Raw genomic sequence first — 3,588 nt, 5'->3', positions numbered from 1 at the left:
TCTTCGATCGTCGCCTTGCGGACAGCGGCAAAATTCTCAAGCGCGTTCTGGTACATGAATAGCTCCCGGCATGGTTACCGTCCCGATGACGCACCTCATGCGACACCGGTTCACGGCGTCGGATCAGCCTAGGCCCACCGCGCGCATGCAGTGAGTCGAATCGTCTATCCTGAATGCACGATTCTCTACCGCGTCGGTCCACGTGGCGTGCGAGACTCACCAACGGCCGGGTAAACTTCGTCCATGACCGGAGCCCGACGCAGCAGTGACAACCCCGAAACGGTCGCGGCGGCCAGGCTGCGCTCGTCCCTATCGGCGCGGATGCAGGCGTACGTGGACGGAAATGATGAACGGGCGACCGGCCTGGAAGGGCTGAGCATCGCGTCTCTTTACGCGCCGACGCCCCCGGTCGCCTATATGTATCCTCCGAGCCTGTCGTTGATCGTGTCGGGCAGGAAGCGTGTCCGCCTTGGCGGTGACGATTACACGTACGACGAGAAGAACTTCCTGCTGACGTCAGTGAATCTGCCCACGATCACCGAAGTGACCGATGCCTCACCGGGCGCTCCTTATGTATCGCTGCGCATGACCCTCGACGTACCGGTCGTGCGTGATTTCGTTACGAGAGCCGCCATCACCGCGACCGATGCCGGACGGGGCACCCCACTCGCCACGGGACCGACAACGGTCGACTTGCTGCGTGCAGTGGATCGACTCATCGACATCGTCGACGACCCGCAGGCACTCGATCACCTCGGCCCGCTGATACAGCAGGAAATCGTTTATCGGATACTGACCGGTTCCGCGGGTGCCCGGCTGCGTGACATCATGATCCCCGATTCGGGTAGCTACCGTGCAGCGAAAGCGCTGGCCTGGATCAGGGACAACTACGCCGTGCAGATGCAGGTGAAAGCGCTGGCGTCCCAGGTCGGTCTGGGCGTATCGACGCTGCACAAGCACGTTCGGCAGATGACCGGCATGACGCCGCTGAGCTACCAGAAGCAATTCCGTTTACTGGAGGCCCGACGCCTGCTGGTCATGGACAGGGAGGACGCTGCGATGGTGGGTTCCCGCGTCGGGTACGAGAGTACGTCACAGTTCAGTCGGGAGTATCGGCGCATGTTCGGTGCCCCACCCGCTCGAAACGCCGCGGAGATCAAGGCCCGGCTTCTTGCACGCGCGCATGGCCATCAAAAGGACCCCACAGAGTGAGTCTCTCGATCGTTCCCCATGCTCGAACTTCACGTACATCCGCGAGAACCAGATCAAGGGCGCAAAATTCACCCGCACCGAGGTTGCTGGCTTGCACCATGGACCGGGCATCGAACTGGTCGATTGACGAATGAGAAACGCGTGAGCTTTCAGACCGACGGTTTCGCGATCATTCCAGGTCTCGTGTCGCCAGCCGATTGCGACGCCTTGATACGGGCCGTGTCGTCGGGTACACAAACGACTCCGGGCACGCGAACACTGCTGGCCATCGATGCCGTGGCCCGCGTGGCCGCAACGTTGCGTACGCATCCCGCGGTTTCCGGTCTGATGAGCGACCGCCACCGGGTCATCCAGTGCTCGCTCTTCGCCAAGGGCGTCGCCAGCAACTGGTCCGTGGCCTCACATCAGGACCTGAGTATGCCCGTGCCAGAGCGGTTCGATGCGCCCGGCTGGACAGGGTGGTCCATGAAGGAGGGGGGCTGGTTCGTGCAACCTCCCGCAACGGTGCTGGAACAACTGGTTGCCATCCGCCTTCAGCTGGACGGTCACGCTGAGGAGACCGGTCCGCTCGAAGTGGCACCAGGCAGCCACGTACTCGGGCGACTCTCGAGCGCCGAGGCAGGCGACCGCGCGAAGAACAGGATTCGCTGCATAGTCCCGCGCGGCGGTGCGCTGGTCATGCGCCCCCTGCTCATCCATGCCTCCGGCAAGTCGAAGTCCGGCCTGGACCGCCGCGTGCTACATTTTGTTTATGGGCCGCCCGTCATTCCCGGGTCCGGCTACGGCACGCGGTAAGCACCCGTTGCCTTAGCCATCTGTGCGCTGGGTCGGCATCGAGGCGCGGGTGCCACATCAGCGACACGGTGATCTCCGGCGTTTTCACGGGAAGCTCGAATGTGTGCATGTCGCCCAGGGTCGGCACGTATGAGGCCGGTACCAGACCGATCAAACCCGACCCGCGCGTCACTGTCGCCACTGCCCGAAAACCCGGCACTACGGCGGCGACCCGTCGTTTGAGACCTATCGAAGCCAGGGCTTCGTCCACCGGACCTCCCGTCAACCCGCGACGGGACGCCACTACGTGGCCATGAGCGACGTATTGCTTGGCGGAGACAGTTTGCTGCGAAGCGAGCGGGTGATTCCCGGCGACGATACCCACGAAGCGATCGCGAAACAGCGCCTGTGTGCGAACCTCGGGCCCCATCCCGGCCACGACACCGATTTCCAGGTCGGCCTGCCCGTCGCGTAACGGCGCCGGCGACTTCTCGGCCTTGGGTGCGAAGCGAAGCCGCACCAGCGGCGCCGCTTCGGCGACCGCGGCGATCAGCGTCGCGCCGAAGACCTCGACGAAGCCGTCATTCGTGCGCAGCGTGAATGTTCGATCCAGCGTGGCCAGGTCCATGCCCTGCTCCGATGGGCGAAGCACCGTCCTTGCCTCGTGCACGAGCGCCGCCGTGCGCTCACGCAGCGCCACCGCATAGGGCGTCAGCACCATCTGCCGACCTGCCCTCACCAACAACTGGTCACCCGTCGAATCGCGCAGACGGGTCAGCGTCCGGCTCATCGCCGAGGCGCTCAGGCCCAGGCGCCGGGACGCCCGCGCGACACTGCCTTCCGCGAGCAGGACATCCAGCGCGATGAGTAGATTCAGATCCGGATCGGCCATGGCCCATGCTAGCCCAGCGTGGGCGCCATGGCGCGTCCGGTGCAGCTTATAACTGACCGCCATGCGCCTTCCGCCTTGTCCGGTCGGGCCCTACCTTCCGGTTACCCAACTGACGCTGGAACTCTCATGGAAACCGCTGCCCGACAGAAAACGATCCTCCTCATCGGCGCCTCGCGCGGCCTCGGCTTCGCCATGGTCGAGGAATACCTGCGCCGTGGCTGGCATGTGATCGCCACAGGACGAGCCGAGTCCACTAACGAGCTCGAACGCATCGCGGCCTCTTCCGCCAATGCGCTCGACGTCGAAACCGTCGACATCACGGAGCCGCGGCAGGTAGCCGATCTACGTAACCGTCTCAGCGGCCGGGCGCTCGACGTCTTGTTCGTCAACGCCGGCGTGACCAACGACCACCGCGAAACCATCGCCGACGTCTCGACCGACGAATTCATCCGCGTGATGGTGACCAACTCGCTCAGCCCGATGCGTACCATCGAGACGCTCCAGCACCTCGTCCGCCCGACAGGAACCATCGGCATCATGTCCTCCGGCCAGGGTAGCCTCACCAACAATACCAACGGCAACCACGAGGTCTACCGGGGCAGCAAGGCCGCCCTCAACATGTTCATGCGCAGCTTCGCCGCTCGTCACAAGGATGACCCGCGGACACTGCTGCTCATGGCACCGGGCTGGGTGAAGACCGACATGGGTGG

At 64.1% G+C, this 3,588-nt stretch carries 4 protein-coding genes; 3 read left to right on the top strand and 1 reads right to left on the bottom strand.

Features of this window, described 5'->3' with window-relative positions; translation table 11 throughout:
- The first annotated feature begins 243 nt into the window (after positions 1–243).
- Both ABW137_RS08905 and ABW137_RS08900 read left to right on the top strand, forming a co-directional pair.
- Positions 244–1,212 (top strand): helix-turn-helix domain-containing protein, encoded by a 969-nt coding sequence (locus ABW137_RS08905; protein WP_526398989.1) that lies wholly within the window; start codon positions 244–246, stop codon positions 1,210–1,212.
- 141 nt (positions 1,213–1,353) lie between these two features.
- Positions 1,354–2,007, top strand: coding sequence for a phytanoyl-CoA dioxygenase family protein (locus ABW137_RS08900; RefSeq protein ID WP_526398987.1), 654 nt, complete (start codon positions 1,354–1,356; stop codon positions 2,005–2,007).
- Here ABW137_RS08900 and ABW137_RS08895 read toward each other — a convergent pair.
- Complete coding sequence (locus tag ABW137_RS08895; protein ID WP_526398985.1) at positions 1,976–2,878, bottom strand: LysR substrate-binding domain-containing protein; 903 nt, start codon at positions 2,876–2,878, stop codon at positions 1,976–1,978. The genes ABW137_RS08900 and ABW137_RS08895 overlap by 32 nt on opposite strands.
- Before the next feature lie 126 nt (positions 2,879–3,004).
- Here ABW137_RS08895 and ABW137_RS08890 point away from each other — a divergent pair.
- On the top strand, positions 3,005–3,588 hold a 584-nt coding region (locus ABW137_RS08890), incomplete at its 3' end, for an SDR family NAD(P)-dependent oxidoreductase (RefSeq protein ID WP_526398983.1).

Source organism: Mycobacterium sp., assembly GCF_040509115.1.
Lineage (GTDB): Bacteria > Actinomycetota > Actinomycetes > Mycobacteriales > Mycobacteriaceae > Mycobacterium.
The sequence above is the reverse complement of the archived record's forward strand: the minus strand, read 5'-3'. Positions and strand labels throughout refer to the sequence as shown.